The sequence below is a fragment of the Nocardioides sp. genome (assembly GCF_051876515.1).
In the GTDB taxonomy this organism is placed as follows: domain Bacteria; phylum Actinomycetota; class Actinomycetes; order Propionibacteriales; family Nocardioidaceae; genus Nocardioides.
In genome coordinates this window covers 1-2,714 of sequence record NZ_JBJEHY010000252.1, presented here as the reverse complement: position 1 = coordinate 2,714, position 2,714 = coordinate 1, and the positions used below count along the sequence as shown (strand labels likewise).

At 74.1% G+C, this 2,714-nt stretch carries 2 protein-coding genes; one reads left to right on the top strand and one right to left on the bottom strand.

Going from position 1 to position 2,714, the window contains the following annotated elements:
- A partial coding sequence (locus ACI379_RS17465; protein ID WP_439793417.1) for a GNAT family N-acetyltransferase occupies positions 1-1,233 on the bottom strand: 1,233 nt, incomplete at its 3' end.
- Between the two features lie 363 nt (positions 1,234-1,596).
- On the opposite strand from ACI379_RS17465, the gene ACI379_RS17460 reads away from it, so the two are divergent.
- The coding region (locus ACI379_RS17460) for a S8 family serine peptidase (protein WP_439793416.1) at positions 1,597-2,714 on the top strand (1,118 nt) is incomplete at its 3' end.

The following is a 2,714-nucleotide window of genomic DNA, read 5'->3' as shown; positions in this document are numbered from 1 at the left end:
GTCGGTGCGCATCGCCCGGGCGAGCTCGGCGTACGCGCCGTCGCGGTGCTCGGCCACGAGGCCGGCGCGCAGCAGACCGCCGACGGGTCGTCCGAGGTACCCGGCCCCGAGGACGCTGACGTCGAGGGTGACCTCGGCGGCGTCGTCCGTACGCTCGGCGCGGCCGTGGCCTCCGCGCGCGGCCAGGCGCCACCGGCCGGCGTTCCACGGTGCGAACCGGTCGGCCACCTCGACCACGACGTCCACGTCGGAGTCGAACTCACGCAGCCCCCACGCTGCGCCGAGGTCGACCAGCCGCACCCACGTGGAGTCGTACGTGCGCACGTCGCTGGCTCCGCGCGGGCCGGGCAGCCAGTCCAGGACAGGGTCGTCGACGCCGACGGACTCGACGGTGACCGAGCCGGTGAGGTCGAGGTCGACGAGGCGGCGCAGCAGGGCCAGGCGGGCGTCGGGCGCGGCGAAGAGGAGTCCGGCGGTGACGGTGCCCGCCGGGCGGGCGTTCTCCCACTTGCCCTCGCGGCGCAGCCAGACGCAGCCGACGTCGACCCCGTCGCGCTGAGCGAACAGGACCCGCTTGGGTTCCTTGTCCCAGCTCTGCTCGGGGACGTTGAGTGCGTTGATCCCCATGAAGCCGGTGTCCCCGACGAGGGTCCCCGTGTGGCGCGGGGCGTGGGCAAGTGCCAGCTCCCGCACGCGCTCCGTGACGCCGGGGGAGGTGGCGTTCTCCAGGCGCGTGGTGAGGGCGGCGACGGCGCTCTCCAGGTGGGGAGCGGTGAAGGTGGTGCCGCGGCCCAGCGTCAGGTGGTGCTCGAGGCACGCCAGGCCGTACCCGAACCGGCCGTAGATGCCGGGTTCGCTGGCGTGCAGGACGCTGAGCGCGCCACCGGCGTCGCGGGTACGGGCGAAGTGGTCGCTCAGCATGGCGCTGAGGACTCCGCGGCGCCGCGAGTCCGGGTGGACGCCGACCCAGGTGAGGCCGCCGACGTCCACGAGGGACCCGCCGGGCACGGACATCGTCATGGGCCGGACGCCGTACACGCCGGCGTGGGTGTCGGTGGGGCCACCGGGCAGGTCGGCCGCGAACCGGCCGTCGGGCGGGATGCCCTCCTCGAGAAAGCGCTCGGAGAGGGAGTTGGCCCCCTCGAACCAGACGAGGAGGTCGGTGGCGAGGTACTTCGCCGCGTCGGTCGCGGGGCGAACGTCGATGCCTGCGTCTGCGGGAGGAGTGCTCATGCACCCACCCAAGCCCCGGCCCCGGCAGTGGGCAAGTCGTTTACGCGCACGTGCAACGAGGCGAGCAGGCCCCCCGCCTGCTCACCTCGTTGCACGTGCTGCCGGAGCACCCTCGAGCCGAAAGGCTCGATCCCCCTGGCACTCCTGGCCCCCCTGGTCGACGCCGGGACCCCCGTACCCGGCGCCGGTGATTCGAGGAGAAGACGCGGGTCGCCCCGCCCCTGATACGTGGACCAGACAACTTCTTCTCAGGACCGAACTCCGCTGCTGCGTATCAGGGCGGCGCCTCGCGAACTCCTCATCCACGACCCCTCTCATCGCTACGCTGGCCGAACCGGTCTGACATCGGCCTCAGGAGACCTCATGGACGAGACGCCGTACGACTCGACGCGCGACGGTTCCGGCCGACCCGCGCCCGGACCGGGCGACCCGACGCCGATGCCGCCGCTGCCGGTGACGGCCGCGCTGCGGCTGCGGGCCCGGGTGATCGATCCCGTCGACGACGGGACCGAGCTGCGGCCCACCGTGTACGTGGGGGACACGCTGCTGGTCCCCGGTCTCCCGGGGCGCGGCGCCCGCGGCCCGCTGGCTGCGCTCGGCGCCGTGGCGGAGAAGCAGGGCCTGCGCATGCGGGTCACCAGGGACGGGGCCCGCGACGACGCCGTGGAGCAGATGGGTCTGGCCGAGCGCGTCGACCAGTTCGCGGCGACCCAGGTGCAGTTCATCTCGCCGGCCGGCGCCGCCTCGCCCGACGCGTTCACCGTGCTGCGGGAGGCCCGGTCCGCGGACACCGAGAACTCCCAGGGTCTTGGCACCGTCGGGCTCAGCCACGTCGTCAGCGCCGCGGGCTACCTGCAGGGGGTGGGGTACCTGCAAGGGGTCGGCTACCTCCAGGGCGTCGGTTACCTGCAGGGCGTGGGCTACCTGCAGGGCGTGGGCTACCTGCAGGGCGTCGGCGGCGAGACGCGCTCACCGGTCCGCTGGGCCGCGCCCCCGCCCGAGCGTTCCGGCAAGGGCGGCGAGTGGGGCACCGGCCCCGTGGTCGCCGTGGTGGACACCGGGCTGGGCAAGCACGAGTGGTACGACCCCTCCTGCGGGGTGGTCGCCGACCTGCGCGTGGGCGGCTCGCCCGTCGGGCTCCGGTTCGCGCCGCAGGACGACCCCGAGGGGACCGGCGTCACCGTCGACCGGGTCAACGGCCGTCTCGACCCGCTCGCGGGGCACGGCACCTTCATCGCGGGCATCGTGCGCCAGCACTGCCCGGACGCGACCCTCGTACCCGTGCCGGTGATGTACGGCGACGGTGCGGCCGACGAGGCCGATCTCGTGGCCGCCCTCGAGGGGCTGCTGGTCCACAACCTGCTGGTCGCGCTCGACCCGAGCCTCGGCCGGCGGATCGACGTGGTCTGCCTGTCCATGGGCTACTACCACGAGTCACCGTCGGCGGTCGCCGACGAGCAGGCTCTCGGCCGCGTGCTGCG